The organism is Streptomyces laurentii (assembly GCF_040635425.1).
In the GTDB taxonomy this organism is placed as follows: Bacteria; Actinomycetota; Actinomycetes; order Streptomycetales; family Streptomycetaceae; genus Streptomyces; species Streptomyces laurentii.
Map to the genome: position 1 here is coordinate 57,749 of NZ_JBEYHT010000042.1, position 13,562 is coordinate 71,310.

Consider the following 13,562-nt stretch of genomic DNA (forward strand, 5'->3'; position numbering starts at 1 on the left):
CTGTCCCAGCCTGCTGATCGGCCCTTGTTGGAGATCCGCCACTGTGCTGGAATTCCCGCACCGCCGCGGGTTACCAAGCCGGCGCGCAGGAGGCGCAACGCAGCGCCGGCCGAGTGGCGGGGACAGGGGGATCTGCGCCGGTCACCGACGACCACCACCGGGGGGCGCATCAGCTCCCCACGACGCCGACACCGTCCTCTCCGTTCATCCGGAAGGGCGCCTGGTCCAGAGGTTGCGACGCTAGTGCAGGGACGTTTCAAGAGGGATGGCACGGGCTCTTCCCAGGCCCGCAAGGGCCGAGGGGAAGCTCCGGCGGAGCAAGAGCCGCGTGCCGGGACCCAGCACGGTTCCCCGGCGCCGCACCCGCAGAACCCGGGCCGCAAGGGCGGTGACCAGCAGCCGGGCCGCAAGGGCGGCGACGGCCCCGGTCGCCCGGACGGCCCCGACAGCGCCGCGCGCGGCACCGGCGAGAACGCCGAGAAGGCGCCGGCCGACCCCGCGGAGCTCCCCGAGCTCGACGCCGAGGCCCAGGTCGGGCCGCGAATAGCCCTGCGCAACTGGCGCATCTCCACCCGTCTGGTGGCGCTGCTGACCCTCCCCGTGGTCGCGGCCACCAGCCTCGGCGGCATCCGTATCAGCCAGTCGCTGCAGGACATGGACCAGTTGGAGCAGCTGCAGCTGCTCACCAAGCTGACCAAGCAGGCGACCAACTTCGCCGAGGCGCTCCAGGAGGAGCGCGGCCTGTCCGCCGGTCCGCTCGCCAACGGCAAGAGCGCCGGCGACTACCAGGTCGCCAACCCGCGCAAGAAGACCGACCGCGCGTACAAGGCCTTCCTGGACGCCACCAAGGAGATCCCGGCCGGCGACGAGGAAGACTCGCTGCGCAGCATCCGCGCGAACGTCAGTCAGATCGCCTCGCAGGTCAGCGCGCTGGGCTCGATCCGTACCTCCGCGTACGAGAAGGGCATCGCCCACTCGGTGACGGTCGAGGCGTACAGCCGTCTCATCCGCTCGCTGCTCAGCCTGTCCCAGGACATGGCCCAGGCCACCAGCAACCCGGAGATGATCAAGCGGACCCGCGCGCTCGCCGCGTTCTCGTCCGCCAAGGAGTACGCCTCCATCCAGCAGGCGATCATCGCCTCCGCGCTGCCCCCGAACGACAGCCGCCCGGCCAACCTCCAGCTCGGTGACCGCCTCTACGGTGAAGCCGCGCTGACGAGTGAGAGCGTCGAGTTCAAGTCCTTCCAGACGATCTACGAGTCGACCGGCGGCGACGCGCTGGATCTGACCGCCTCGCTGGTCAACGGCGACCCGTCGATCGAGGCGGCCGACAACTACGCCCAGCGGCTGCTGAAGTCGACCCGCGGCCTGCCGGACGTGAAGCGCGGTCACCTGAACTTCACCGACGAGTACGGCACCAAGATGACCGCGATGAAGCGCATCGAGGCCGACCTCCTCGGCAAGATGGAGACCGAGGCGCGCGACCTGAAGCAGGTGTCGCAGCGCGACGCCATCATCAACGGTGCGCTGATCCTCCTCGTCCTCGGCGTCTCCCTCGTCGGTGCCTTCGTCGTGGCCCGGTCCATGATCCGGTCGCTGCGCCGGCTCCAGGACACCGCGACCAAGGTCGCCCAGGACCGCCTGCCCGAGCTGGTCAAGCAGCTCTCCGAGTCCGACCCGCAGGACGTCGACACCTCCGTCGAGTCCGTCGGTGTGCACTCCCGCGACGAGATCGGCCAGGTGGCCGCGGCCTTCGACGAGGTGCACCGCGAGGCGGTCCGACTGGCCGCCGAGCAGGCCCTCCTCCGGGGCAACGTCAACGCGATGTTCACCAACCTCTCGCGCCGTTCCCAGGGCCTCATCCAGCGTCAGCTCTCGCTCATCTCCGAACTGGAGTCCCGCGAGGCCGACCCGGACCAGCTGTCGTCGCTGTTCAAGCTCGACCACCTCGCGACCCGTATGCGCCGGAACGGCGAGAACCTCCTCGTCCTCGCCGGCGAGGAGCCGGGCCGTCGCTGGACCCGCCCCGTCCCGCTGGTCGACGTGCTGCGTGCCGCCGCCTCCGAGGTGGAGCAGTACGAGCGCATCGAGCTGGCCTCGGTCCCCGCGACCGACGTCGCCGGCCGCGTCGTCAACGACCTCGTCCACCTGCTCGCCGAGCTGCTCGAGAACGCCACGTCGTTCTCCTCGCCGCAGACGAAGGTCCGGGTCACCGGTCACGCGCTGCCCGACGGCCGCGTGCTCGTCGAGATCCACGACACCGGTATCGGCCTGTCCCCCGAGGACCTGGCCGCGATCAACGAGCGGCTCGCCTCGCCGCCCACCGTGGACGTCTCGGTCTCGCGCCGCATGGGTCTGTTCGTGGTCGGCCGGCTGTCCCTGCGACACGGCATCCGCATCCAGCTGCGCCCGTCCGACTCGGGCGGCACCACCGCGCTCGTCATGCTCCCGGTCGATGTCGCCCACGGCGGCAAGAAGCCCGCTCCCAAGGCCGGTCAGAACGGCGGCCAGAACGGTGTTCCGCAGGGCCAGGGCGGCGCGGGCGGCCGGCTCGCCGGCGGTCCCGGCGCGGGCGCGGCACTCGGCGGCGGACGCGCGGGCGGCCAGGGCGGCGCGCCCGGTGGCCGGCTCGGCGCCGGTCCGACGCGTGGCGCGCTGCCCGGCCGGGACGCGCAGCGCCCGAACTCCCCGCAGCCGCAGGGCCCGAACCTCTTCGAGGAGCGTCCGCAGGCGCCGGCGCCCGCGCCCGCCCAGGCGCAGCACCAGGCTCCGGGCCGGCCCCAGGGCGGCCCGTCCCAGGACCGCGACCGCTACCAGGACCCGAACTCCTCGGGCCCGGAGACCGCGCAGATGCCGCCGGTTCCGGTCGACCCGCAGGGCCCGGGCCTCGGTGCCGGCGCGCCCGGCGGTTTCGTCGGCGGCGCGCAGAGCGCGATCCCGTCCCGTACGGACATCTGGGGCCACCAGGCTCCGGTCCCGCAGGCTCCCCAGGCTCCGCAGGCGCCTCAGGCTCCGCAGATGCCCCAGGCTCCGCAGATGCAGCAGGCCCCTCAGGCGCCTCAGGCTCCGCTGGAGCAGCGTCCGGCGGTGGGGAACGGCTTCCCGCGCGCCGAACTTCCCGGCGGCGCCCCGCAGCAGCAGCCGCAGGCGCCGCGTCCGCAGGCCACCAGCTGGGGCAACGACCAGATGCAGCCGGTCCGCCGGCCGCAGCAGGACATGACCCCGCTGGACGCGCCGCGCGGCCACGACGACATGGAGACCACGGGTGGCTACGCGCTGCCCGGTGTCCCCGACGGCCCGGGTTCCACCGGCCAGTTCGCCCGCCCCGACTTCGGCGCGCAGCAGCAGGCCCCGCAGCCCCAGGCCCCGCAGGGCTACCCGGGCTACGGCCAGGACCCGACGTCCACCGAGGCGTTCCCGCGCCCGGACTTCGGTGCTCCGCAGCAGGACTTCGGCGCTCCGCAGCAGGCTCCGCAGCAGCAGGCGTACGGTCACCAGCCGTTCGTCCCGCAGGCCCAGGCCCCGCAGCAGCCCATGCCGCAGCAGGCCCCGTCCCCGTACGGGCAGGCCCCGCAGGCCCCCGCGCCGCAGCAGCGGACCGCGAACGAGCCCGCGCAGCCGCAGCTCCAGCAGCCGCGCCGGCCCGAGGCCCTGCCGCCGGCGCCCGCGCCGGGCGGCGGCGAGGCGCGCACGCCGCTGTTCGACACGCTGGAGACCGACTGGTTCCGCCAGGAGCAGGCCCAGGCGCAGGCCCAGGGCCAGGCTCCGCAGATGCCTCAGGCCCAGGCCCAGGCTCCGCAGATGCCGCAGGCCGCGCAGCCTCCGCAGGACCGGCCGCAGCCCGCCCCGTACCAGGGCTACCAGGCCCCGCAGGCCGCCGCCCCGGCGCCCGCTCCGGCCGCCCCGGTCCCGCCGTCCCAGCCGGACGTCGAGCGGACCATGCAGAGCCCGGTCGTCCCCCCGCCGCCGCAGCGGCCCGCCCCGGCGGCCCCGCAGCAGCCGGAGGCGCCGCAGCCGATGGGTCCCGGCGACCCGAACGGCTCGGCCGCGTGGCGGACCTCGCCCAACGACGAACTGGTGCGCCAGGCCGAGCGGGTGCGCAAGCCCGCCGCCGGCGGGGTCACCACGTCCGGGCTCCCGCGGCGTGTGCCGCGGGCCAACCTCGTGCCCGGGACCGCCCAGGAGCAGGCCCCCGCGGCCGGCCCCCAGGTGTCCCGCGCACCCGACGACGTCCGCGGCCGGCTCACCAATCTGCGCCGCGGTATCCAGCAGGGCCGTCAGGCGGGCAACTCGACCACGGGTTCCTTCCCTCTCGGTCCGAACCAGCAGCAGGAGCGTTAGTTGAGCGCGATGAGCCAGGCGGCGCAGAATCTGAACTGGTTGATCACCAACTTCGTGGACAACACCCCTGGGGTGTCCCACACGGTGGTGGTCTCCGCCGACGGTCTGCTCCTTGCCATGTCCGAAGGGTTCCCCCGCGACCGCGCCGACCAGCTCGCGGCGGTCGCCTCCGGACTGACCTCGCTGACCGCGGGGGCGTCCCGGATCTTCGAGGGCGGACCGGTCGCCCAGACCGTGGTGGAGATGGAGCGCGGCTTCCTCTTCCTGATGTCGGTCTCGGACGGTTCCTCGCTGGCCGTTCTGGCGCACCCCGAGTGCGACATCGGCCTGGTGGGCTACGAGATGGCGCTTCTCGTGGACCGGGCGGGCACGGTGCTCACCCCGGATCTGCGGGCGGAGTTGCAGGGCAGCCTGCTCCACTAGCCACGGCCCCGTCATCCGTACCCGATACGCCCGCGGCGGTGCGCCCCTCCGCACCGCACCGGACCGTTCACCGTCCGGCCGCCCCCACCCGGCCCCCCACCGGCCCCATCAGACGGCAGGACCCCTGCCGTCAAGCCCGGAGGATTCATGACCCCGCCCCCCGCCTCTCACGATCCGTACGGCTCGTCACATGACGATGGCTACGGCGATGGAGGCGACCAGCCGCTGGTCCGTCCGTACGCGATGACCGGCGGCCGGACCCGGCCGCGCTACCAGCTCGCCATCGAGGCGCTGGTCAGCACCACGGCCGACCCGGCACACATGGCCACCCTGCTCCCGGAGCACCAGCGGATCTGCCACCTGTGCCGTGAGGTGAAGTCGGTGGCCGAGGTCTCGGCCCTGCTGTCGATGCCGCTCGGTGTGGCCCGCATCCTCGTCGCCGACCTGGCCGAGGCGGGTCTGGTGGCCATCCACCAGCCGGGCAACGGAGAGGCCGGCGGCACGCCGGACGTGACACTGCTCGAAAGGGTGCTCAGTGGACTTCGCAAGCTCTAGTGGCGGTACCGCCTCGGCGGGCCGTTCGACCACCAGCGCGAAGATCGTGGTGGCGGGTGGCTTCGGCGTGGGCAAGACCACGTTCGTCGGCGCCGTCTCCGAGATCAACCCGCTGCGGACCGAGGCCGTCATGACGTCCGCCTCGGCGGGCATCGACGACCTGACGCACACCGGGTCGAAGTCCACGACCACGGTGGCGATGGACTTCGGCCGCATCACGCTGGACCAGGACCTGATCCTGTATCTGTTCGGTACGCCGGGTCAGGACCGTTTCTGGTTCATGTGGGACGACCTGGTGCGCGGCGCGATCGGTGCCGTGGTGCTCGTGGACACCCGCCGGCTGGCGGACTGCTTCCCGGCCGTGGACTACTTCGAGAACTCCGGTCTGCCGTTCGTCATCGCCCTCAACGGCTTCGACGGGCAGCAGCCGTACGCCCCCGAAGAGGTCCGCGAGGCGCTCCAGATCGGGCCCGACGCGCCGATCATCACGACCGACGCCCGCCACCGCGCGGACGCCAAGAGCGCCCTCATCACCCTGGTGGAACACGCCCTGATGGCGCGCCTGAAGTAGTACATTCCAAGTGGAAGCCGCCATACGGAAGTTGTCGTAGGGGCGGTGGGGAGGGGCTGTGTCCTTCGACACGGCCACCCTCTCGTTCATAACGTTTCGACAGAGAATTGGGGCGCTGCGGACACCCGACGCATCCGAACGGTACCGCTGCGCTCACATGAGCCCCGCCTTTTGGCGGGGCTCGTTCTTTATGCCCGTTTTATCTCTGGTGGGACACACGAAAACCGGTTGCTCCGCACTGTTTGGAGGCGACCCCCTTCACGTGCTGGAATTCATGAACTCCCGAGTAGTACGGCCCTGAACGAAAGACCCGGCACGACGTAGGTGCCGGCGCCGAGAGGTTGTCGAGTGAGGCGAAGCAAGGAAAGCTCCGCGGAGCAACAGACGCGGGGCAACTTCACGCCGCCGTCCCGCGCGGCGGTGCCGCCCCCGGACGAGCCCGCACCCCCGGCCCCCGACCCGGGACGCCCGGGCAGCACCAGCAAGCTGTCGCCGCGCAACTGGCGCGTGCCCACCCGGCTGAACGCCATCCTCCTCATCCCCGCGCTCGTCGGACTGGTCATGGGCGGCTTCCAGGTGAAGTCCTCCATCGACACCTGGCAGGAAGCGCAGGACGCCGAGAAGACCGCGCTCATCGTGGGCGCCGCCGCGGAGTACAGCCAGGCGCTGCTGAACGAGCGTGACCTCACCGCCGAACCGCTCCTCAAGGCCAAGAGCCCGCAGGACCGTTCCGCCTCCGAGATCACCAAGGCGTACGCCGCCACCGACTCCGCCAAGGCCACGTTCGACCAGGCCGTCGCGAACATGCCGGGCGGCGAGGGCATGCGACGCCGGCTCGGGCTGTTCCGCCAGGCCGAGCCCAAGCTCCAGGAGCTGCGCAAGATCGCGTACACCCGGGCGCTCGACCCCGTCGACACCCAGGTCGGCTACACCGAGGTCCAGCACTACCTGATGGAGTTCTCCAACGAACTCGGTCTGGGCACCGGCAACATCACCAGCTACGGCCGTACCGTCTACGCCCTCCAGCTCTCCAAGGGCGCCGAGTCGCTCCAGCGCTCCATCGGCACCCAGCTGCTCGTCCGTCCCAGTAAGAAGGAGGACGTGTTCGCGCAGCAGTCGGTTGCCTTCAACTCGTACAACTATCTGGAGCAGATCGCCCTCGGCGAGTACACCTCCGGCGGCACCCAGGCCGACATGGACCGGCTCCAGGAGGTCATGGCCGGCAAGTCGGCCGAGGGCACCAAGAAGATGGCCGCCCAGGGCATCGAACTGCCGAAGGGTTCCGGCAAGGACACCTCGGTCTTCGCCGGCATGGCGCAGGCCATCGGCTCGGCCAAGGACGCCTCCGCCATCGAGGACCTGAAGGCGCGCGGCATCACCGCCGACACCTGGATGGCCGTCGCCACCGCCAAGTTCGACGGGTACACCGAGGTCGAGAAGGAGCTTGTCGACCGGGCCGTGACCGAGGCCGCCGACATCTCCGACAGCGCGCGGACGGACGCCTGGGTCAACGGCGCCGTCGTGCTGGTCTCGCTGCTCGCCGCCTTCGTCATCGCCGGGCTCATGGCCCGCCAGATGAGCCGCTCGATGCGCCGGCTGCGCACCGCCGCCTTCGGCATCGCCGAGCAGCGGCTGCCGATGCTGGTCGACCAGCTGTCGCGGACCGAGCCGGGCCGGGTCGACACCCGTGTCCAGCCCATCCCCATCGACACCCACGACGAGATCGGCGAAGTCGCCCGCGCCTTCGACCAGGTGCACCGCGAGGCCGTCCGGCTCGCCGCCGAGCAGGCGATGCTCCGCGGCAACGTCAACGCGATCTTCACCAACCTGTCGCGCCGCAACCAGTCGCTGATCGAGGGCCAGCTGAGCCTCATCACCGACCTGGAGAACAACGAGGCCGACCCGGACCAGCTGGACAACCTCTTCAAGCTGGACCACCTGGCCACCCGTATGCGCCGCAACGGCGAGAACCTCCTCGTCCTCGCCGGCGAGGAGCCGGGCCGCCGCTGGGACCAGCCGGTCCCGCTGGTCGACGTGATGCGCGCCGCCGCCTCCGAGGTGGAGCAGTACGAGCGCGTCGACCTGGAGGGCGTGCCGGAGGCCGAGATCCACGGCCAGGCCGTGACCGACCTCGTCCACCTGCTCGCCGAGCTGCTGGAGAACGCCACCACGTTCTCCTCCCCGCAGACCAAGGTCCGGGTCACCGCGACCCGGCTGCCCGACGGCCGCGTGATGGTCGAGATCCACGACAAGGGCATCGGCCTCACCGCCGAGGACTTCGCGGACATCAACCACAGGCTGGCCAACCCGCCGACGGTGGACGTCGCCGTCTCGCAGCGCATGGGCCTGTTCGTGGTCGGCCGGCTGGCCGACCGGCACGGCATCCGCGTCCAGCTGCGCCCCTCGGGCGAGCAGGCCGGCACCACGTCGCTGGTCATGCTGCCGGACGCGATCACGCACGGTGGCGGTGGCGAGCACCAGCCGCTGCACGACGACTTCACCGTCTCGCAGATGATCCCGCAGCAGGAGCTGCCGGCCTTCGACCCGCAGTCGCAGCCGATGCGCACCGCGGCCGAACTCGGCTTCGACGACTCGCAGTACGAGGAGCCGGGCGACGGCCGGCGGATGGACCCGGTGGGCCGCTCGCTGATACGCGAGGAGCGCCGGGCCGCCCTTGAGGCGCAGCTCCACCAGGCCGACGGCCGCCCGCTGTTCCGCGACGAGATCGACCCCGCGGCCGCGCCGCAGGGCTACGTACCGCAGGAGCACGAGCAGGCCTACGCCGCGGATTACCCGGCCGGCTACGCGCAGGCGCAGGAAGGTTACGCCTACCCGCAGCAGGCGCAGCCGGAGTACCCCGGCGGACAGTCGTACGAGGTCCCGCAGCCCGGTCAGCCGGCGCAGCCGGGACTCCCGGGGCAGCCGGTCCACGAGGGCTACGAGGGGTACGAGCAGCCTGCCGGCGCCTACCAGAACCAGCCGAACCAGCCGTATGCGGAAGCCGGATACGACATCGGCGCGGCCGGTCATGCGGGATACGACAACGCCTTCGAATCCCAGGCCTACCAGGGTGAGTGGCAGCAGCAGCCGGGTCATGACGGGGGTTACGCACAGGAGTTCGGATCGGAATCGGAATCCGGCCGTCTCGCCCCCGAACAGGACGCCGAGCGCGTAGGCTTCGACCGTCCGGGTCCCGCGTCGAGTCCCGCCTCGAGTCCCGCCCCGGACGCCGGCCACGCACTGACCGACGCCGGTCTGCCGCGCCGCGGCAGTGCCGCCCCCCAGGCGGCGCAGGCCCCGCAGGCGGCCCAGCCCGCGCGTCCGGCCGGTGAGGCCGGCGGCGACAACGAAGCCGAAGGTTCCGACGGCTGGCTCTCGTCGAACGACGAGCGCTGGCAGCGGGCCGAGAAGCTCCGCGACCCGAAGGCGGGTGGAGTCACCTCCTCCGGTCTTCCCCGACGGGTCCCCAAGGCCAACCTGGTCGAGGGCACCGCGGAGCACACCCCGCAGGGCGGCCCCCAGGTCTCCCGCGCACCCGAGGACGTGCGGGGCAGGTTGAGCAACCTGCGCCGCGGTGTCCAGCAGGGACGGAACGCGGGGACGGATACGAACGGATCGGGCCTCGGCCCGGGTAGTACCTACAACCAGGAGCGTTAGTGTGAGCCCGATGAGCCAGGCGGCGCAGAATCTGAACTGGTTGATCACCAACTTCGTGGACAACACCCCCGGGGTGTCCCACACGGTGGTGGTCTCCGCCGACGGACTCCTGCTCGCGATGTCCGAGGGGTTCCCCCGGGACCGCGCCGACCAGCTTGCCGCCGTCGCCTCCGGACTGACCTCGCTGACCGCGGGCGCGTCCCGGATCTTCGAGGGCGGTGCGGTCAACCAGACCGTGGTGGAGATGGAGCGCGGCTTCCTCTTCATCATGTCCATCTCGGACGGCTCCTCGCTGGCCGTGCTCTCCCACCCCGAGTCCGACATCGGTCTCGTGGGCTATGAGATGGCGCTGCTCGTGGACCGCGCGGGCGGCGTGCTGACCCCCGACCTGCGGGCCGAACTCCAGGGAAGTCTGCTCAACTGACAGACGAACAGTGCGTTTCTGGCCACCGCACCGTAGGGTGCGGTGGCGCGGTCTCACGGGACATGGGACCGCAAAGCAGGAGGAGGAGGAGGAGACGTGGGCACACCCCCGGGCGCAAGCCCCTACAACGGATATGACGCGCACCAGGCCCCGTTGGGCGAGGCCGCGCAGAACCCGTACGGCTTTTCTTCCACGCCGAACAGAGGCGCCACTCCCACGCCGCCCTACCGGCAGCCGCAGGCCCGGAACGGCCCCTACGCGCAGGCCGGTCCGTCCGGCCAGGGCGGACCGGGCGCTCGGGGCGGTCAGAGCGGCTACGGTGGCCAGGGCGGTTACGGCGGTCAGGGCGGTTACGGCGGTCAGAGCGGCACGAGCGCGACGGGCGGGAACAACCCGCTGGTCCGTCCGTACGCGATGACCGGTGGCCGGACCCGGCCGCGTTACCAGCTCGCCATCGAGGCGCTGGTCAGCACGACGGCCGATCCGTCCCGGCTGCAGGGGCAGTTGCCCGAGCACCAGCGGATCTGCCGGCTGTGCTTCGAGATCAAGTCCGTGGCGGAAATCTCGGCACTGCTCTCCATTCCCCTCGGCGTTGCCCGGATTCTCGTCGCCGACCTGGCCGAGGCCGGACTTGTCGCCATCCACCAGCCCGGCGGCGACGAGGCCGCCGGTGGACAGCCAGACGTGACACTGCTCGAAAGGGTGCTCAGTGGACTTCGCAAGCTCTAGCGGCGGCGCGGCCCGTTCAACCACCAGCGCGAAGATCGTGGTGGCGGGTGGCTTCGGCGTGGGCAAGACCACGTTCGTGGGCGCCGTCTCGGAGATCAACCCGCTGCGGACCGAGGCCGTCATGACGTCCGCCTCGGCGGGCATCGACGACCTGACGCACACGGGCGACAAGACGACGACGACTGTCGCCATGGACTTCGGCCGCATCACCCTGGACCAGGACCTGATCCTGTACCTCTTCGGTACGCCGGGTCAGGACCGTTTCTGGTTCATGTGGGACGACCTGGTGCGCGGCGCGATCGGCGCCGTCGTCCTGGTCGACACCCGGCGGCTCGCCGACTGCTTCCCCGCGGTCGACTACTTCGAGAACTCCGGCCTGCCGTTCGTCATCGCCCTCAACGGCTTCGACGGCCACCAGCCCTACGCCCCCGAAGAGGTCCGCGAGGCGCTCCAGATCGGGCCCGACACCCCGATCATCACCACCGACGCCCGCCACCGCGCGGACGCCAAGAGCGCCCTCATCACCCTCGTCGAGCACGCGCTGATGGCCCGCCTGCGGTAACACCCGCACGCCGTCGCGAGAAGGGCCCCGCACGACCGGCTGGTCGTGCGGGGCCCTTCCGCGTGCTCCAGGGTCCGTCCCGTGCGCCCGCCGGGTCCCGTACGGCATGGAAACGGCATGGAAACGGCATGGAGAAGGCCCCCTCTTCCCGTCGGGGAGGAGGGGGCCTGTCTCGTGTGTGAGGCGGCGCGTCGGGGCCGCGGGGCGTCAGCGCCAGCTGTGCGGGGCGACGAAGCCGTTCTCGCGCTCCAGTCGGCGCCAGCCGACCGGGGTGCGGCGGGTGTAGGCCGGCTGGGCCGGGCGGGCCGCGGCGCGGGCGAGCAGGACCGCGGTGATGGCGGCCAGCTCCTCGGGCTCGGCGTGGCCCTTCTCGACGCGGAGCAGGTTGGCTGTGGCGGGCGTGGTCACTTTCGGTGCGCTCCTCTTTACTGAGGCGGGTTGCCGTGCTTGCGGGACGGCAGATCGGCGTGCTTGGTGCGGAGCATGGCGAGGGACTTGATCAGCACCTCGCGGGTCTCGGCCGGGTCGATGACGTCGTCGACGAGACCGCGCTCCGCGGCGTAGTACGGGTGCATGAGCTCGGCCTTGTACTCCTTGACCATGCGGGTGCGCATGGCCTCCGAGTCCTCTGCCTCCGCGATCTGGCGGCGGAAGATGACGTTCGCGGCACCTTCGGCGCCCATGACCGCGATTTCGTTGGTGGGCCAGGCGTACGTCAGGTCGGCGCCGATCGACTGGGAGTCCATGACGATGTACGCGCCGCCGTATGCCTTGCGCAGGATCAGCGAGATCCGCGGCACGGTCGCGTTGCAGTACGCGTAGAGCAGCTTCGCGCCGTGACGGATGATTCCACCGTGCTCCTGGTCGACGCCGGGCAGGAAGCCGGGTACGTCCAAAAGAGTGATGATCGGGATATTGAAGGCGTCGCACATCTGAACGAAGCGGGCGGCCTTCTCCGACGCCTCGATGTCGAGGACGCCGGCCAGCGTCTGCGGCTGGTTGGCGACGATGCCGACGACCTGGCCGTCGAGACGGGCCAGGGCGCAGACGATGTTGCGGGCCCAGCGCTCGTGGATCTCCAGGAAGTCGCCGTCGTCGACGAGCTCCTCGATGACCTTGTGCATGTCGTACGGGCGGTTGCCGTCGGCGGGCACCAGGTCGAGCAGGATGTCGGAGCGGCGGTCGGCCGGGTCCTCGGAGGCCACGACCGGCGGGTTCTCGCGGTTGTTCTGCGGGAGCATCGACAGGAGGTAGCGCACCTCGGCGATGCAGGTCTCCTCGTCGTCGTACGCGAAGTGCGCCACGCCGCTGGTCTCGGCGTGCACGTCGGCACCGCCCAGGCCGTTCTGGGTGATCTCCTCGCCGGTGACGGCCTTGACGACGTCCGGGCCGGTGATGAACATCTGCGAGGTCTCGCGGACCATGAAGACGAAGTCGGTGAGCGCCGGGCTGTAGGCGGCGCCGCCGGCGCACGGGCCGAGCATCACGCTGATCTGCGGGATGACACCGGACGCCTTGGTGTTGCGCTGGAAGATGCCGCCGTAACCGGCGAGGGCGGACACGCCCTCCTGGATACGGGCGCCGGCGCCGTCGTTCAGGGAGACCAGCGGGGCACCGGCCGCGATGGCCATGTCCATGATCTTGTGGATCTTCGTGGCGTGGGCCTCGCCCAGGGCGCCGCCGAAGATCCGGAAGTCGTGCGCGTAGACGAAGACCGTCCGGCCCTCGACCGTGCCCCAGCCAGTGATGACACCGTCGGTGTACGGCTTCTTGGCCTCCAGGCCGAAGCCCTGCGCGCGGTGCCGGCGCAGCTGCTCCACCTCGTTGAACGAACCGGGGTCCAGCAGCAGGTCCACCCGCTCGCGGGCGGTCAGCTTGCCCTTCGCGTGCTGGGCCTCGGTCGCGCGGTCGCTCGGGCCGCGCCGGGCCTGCTCGCGCAGCTCGTGCAGCTCGGCCACACGGCCGCGGGCGTCAACGGGCTCGCTCGGGGTCTGGTCCACAACGGTCATGTGTCGACCCTACGAAGCCGGTCCAGGAAACCCCGCCGTCGACTCCGTACAGGTTCGCGTCTCGAATCCTGGCGGGGCTGTACAGAACCTTGGCCCCACCAGGCCGAGTCAACAGCCGGGCACCCCGTGCTGTTGTGGGGTTCTCACAACAGCAGTGCGCAGTGGTGGCCGGCACCGGTGGTGCCGGGGGTGATCCGGAGGCGCAGTCCGCCGGTCCCGGCGGCCAGGACCTCCACCGTGTCGTCGTGCGCGGGGGCCGGGCGCCGGCGGGGGGGGGCGCGGACCGCCCGC

The 13,562-nt window shown here is 71.4% G+C and carries 10 protein-coding genes; 8 read left to right on the plus strand and 2 right to left on the minus strand.

From position 1 onward, the window contains the following. Positions 1-243 precede the first annotated feature (243 nt). From ABZ693_RS24080 to ABZ693_RS24115, 8 genes are all read left to right on the plus strand, one after another. Complete coding sequence (locus ABZ693_RS24080; protein ID WP_359880817.1) at positions 244-4,341, plus strand: sensor histidine kinase; 4,098 nt, start codon at positions 244-246, stop codon at positions 4,339-4,341. Positions 4,342-4,350: 9 nt separating this feature from the next. Beyond that, a complete protein-coding gene (locus tag ABZ693_RS24085; protein WP_046905435.1) occupies positions 4,351-4,764 on the plus strand; it encodes a roadblock/LC7 domain-containing protein in 414 nt (137 codons plus the stop codon). 147 nt (positions 4,765-4,911) lie between these two features. Further along, positions 4,912-5,319, plus strand: a complete 408-nt coding sequence (locus ABZ693_RS24090; protein WP_359880819.1) for a DUF742 domain-containing protein — start codon at positions 4,912-4,914, stop codon at positions 5,317-5,319. Then, the gene (locus ABZ693_RS24095; protein ID WP_359880821.1) at positions 5,300-5,890 is read left to right on the plus strand and encodes a GTP-binding protein; all 591 of its coding nucleotides are present in this window, start codon (positions 5,300-5,302) and stop codon (positions 5,888-5,890) included. Before ABZ693_RS24090 ends, ABZ693_RS24095 begins: the two co-directional genes overlap by 20 nt. Positions 5,891-6,238: 348 nt before the next feature. Next, positions 6,239-9,547 carry a sensor histidine kinase gene (locus ABZ693_RS24100; protein WP_359880823.1) on the plus strand — a complete coding sequence of 1,103 codons (3,309 nt, stop codon included), beginning with the start codon at positions 6,239-6,241 and terminating at the stop codon, positions 9,545-9,547. Between the two features lie 10 nt (positions 9,548-9,557). Then, entirely contained in the window at positions 9,558-9,971 is a 414-nt protein-coding gene (locus ABZ693_RS24105; RefSeq protein WP_359880845.1) for a roadblock/LC7 domain-containing protein, read from the plus strand. A gap of 96 nt (positions 9,972-10,067) precedes the next feature. Next, positions 10,068-10,700, plus strand: coding sequence for a DUF742 domain-containing protein (locus ABZ693_RS24110; protein ID WP_359880826.1), 633 nt, complete (start codon positions 10,068-10,070; stop codon positions 10,698-10,700). Next, positions 10,681-11,262, plus strand: a complete 582-nt coding sequence (locus ABZ693_RS24115; RefSeq protein WP_359880828.1) for a GTP-binding protein — start codon at positions 10,681-10,683, stop codon at positions 11,260-11,262. Before ABZ693_RS24110 ends, ABZ693_RS24115 begins: the two co-directional genes overlap by 20 nt. 207 nt (positions 11,263-11,469) lie before the next feature. On the opposite strand, the gene ABZ693_RS24120 is transcribed toward ABZ693_RS24115, so the two are convergent. Both ABZ693_RS24120 and ABZ693_RS24125 read right to left on the minus strand, forming a co-directional pair. After that, on the minus strand, positions 11,470-11,670 hold the full coding sequence (locus ABZ693_RS24120) for an acyl-CoA carboxylase epsilon subunit (protein WP_359880830.1): 201 nt from the start codon (positions 11,668-11,670) through the stop codon (positions 11,470-11,472). A 17-nt stretch (positions 11,671-11,687) separates the two neighbouring features. Further along, the gene (locus tag ABZ693_RS24125) at positions 11,688-13,271 is read right to left on the minus strand and encodes an acyl-CoA carboxylase subunit beta (RefSeq protein ID WP_359880833.1); all 1,584 of its coding nucleotides are present in this window, start codon (positions 13,269-13,271) and stop codon (positions 11,688-11,690) included. Positions 13,272-13,562 lie beyond the last annotated feature (291 nt).

Excerpts from the sequence above, each read along its gene's own strand:
- ABZ693_RS24125 (WP_359880833.1), bottom strand. The coding sequence starts at position 13,271 with ATGACCGTTGTGGACCAGACCCCGAGCGAGCCCGTTGACGCCCGCGGC.
- ABZ693_RS24085 (WP_046905435.1), top strand. The coding sequence starts at position 4,351 with ATGAGCCAGGCGGCGCAGAATCTGAACTGGTTGATCACCAACTTCGTG.
- ABZ693_RS24105 (WP_359880845.1), top strand. The coding sequence starts at position 9,558 with ATGAGCCAGGCGGCGCAGAATCTGAACTGGTTGATCACCAACTTCGTG.
- ABZ693_RS24090 (WP_359880819.1), top strand. The coding sequence starts at position 4,912 with ATGACCCCGCCCCCCGCCTCTCACGATCCGTACGGCTCGTCACATGAC.